The organism is Rhodoferax sp. (assembly GCF_030653815.1).
Lineage (GTDB): Bacteria > Pseudomonadota > Gammaproteobacteria > Burkholderiales > Burkholderiaceae_C > Rhodoferax.
In genome coordinates this window covers 1-1,012 of record NZ_JAURYQ010000030.1, presented here as the reverse complement: position 1 = coordinate 1,012, position 1,012 = coordinate 1, and the positions used below count along the sequence as shown (strand labels likewise).

The following is a 1,012-nucleotide window of genomic DNA, read 5'->3' as shown; positions in this document are numbered from 1 at the left end:
GCGCCGAACGCATGCTGGGCTACACGGCAGCCGAGGTGATGAACAAGATCACCCCGGCCGACATTTCCGACCCGCAAGAGCTGATCGCGCGTGCCAACGCATTGAGCATCGAGCTTGACACGCCGATTGCCCCAGGCTTCGAGGCCCTGACCTACAAGGCTGCGCATGGCATCGAGGACATCTACAAGTTGACGTATTTCCGCAAGGATGGCAGCCGCTTCCCTGCAGTGGTATCGGTCACTGCACTGCGCGATGCCGACAACGAAATCATCGGCTACCTGCTCATCGGCACCGACATCACGGCACGCAAGCAGGCCGAGGAGGCCTTGCAGCGCGCCGGTGCCTTGCAGAGCGCGATTTTCAACAGCGCCAACTTCTCGAGCATCGCCACCGACGAGAAGGGCGTGATCCAGATTTTCAACGTCGGGGCCGAACGCATGCTGGGCTACGCCGCCGCCGACGTGATGAACAAGCTCACCCCGGCCGACATTTCCGATCCGCAGGAAGTGATCGCGCGCGCCGAAGCCTTGAGCGCCGAACTCGAAACCCCGATTGCGCCGGGCTTTGATGCCCTGGTGTTCAAGGCGGCGCGCGGCATCGAAGACATTTACGAGCTGACCTACATTCGCAAGGATGGCAGCCGCTTCCCGGCGGTGGTGTCGGTCACCGCGCTGCGTGACGATCAGGACGCCATCATCGGCTACCTGCTGATCGGCACCGACAACACGGCGCGCAAACAGGCGGAAGAGGCTTTGCAGCGCGCCGGCGCCCTGCAGAGCGCGATTTTCAACAGCGCCAATTTCTCCAGTATCGCCACCGATGCCAAGGGCGTGATCCAGATTTTCAACGTCGGTGCCGAACGCATGCTGGGCTATACGGCGACCGAGGTGATGAACAAGATCACCCCGGCCGACATTTCCGACCCGCAAGAGCTGATCGCGCGTGCCAACGCATTGAGCATCGAGCTTGACACGCCGATTGCCCCAGGCTTCGAGGCCCTGACCTACAAGGC

At 62.1% G+C, this 1,012-nt stretch carries 1 protein-coding gene; it reads left to right on the top strand.

Going from position 1 to position 1,012, the window contains the following annotated elements; genetic code table 11:
* Positions 1-1,012 (top strand): PAS domain S-box protein (locus Q7U49_RS10375; RefSeq protein ID WP_304764196.1); only part of this gene is annotated, 1,012 nt, incomplete at both ends.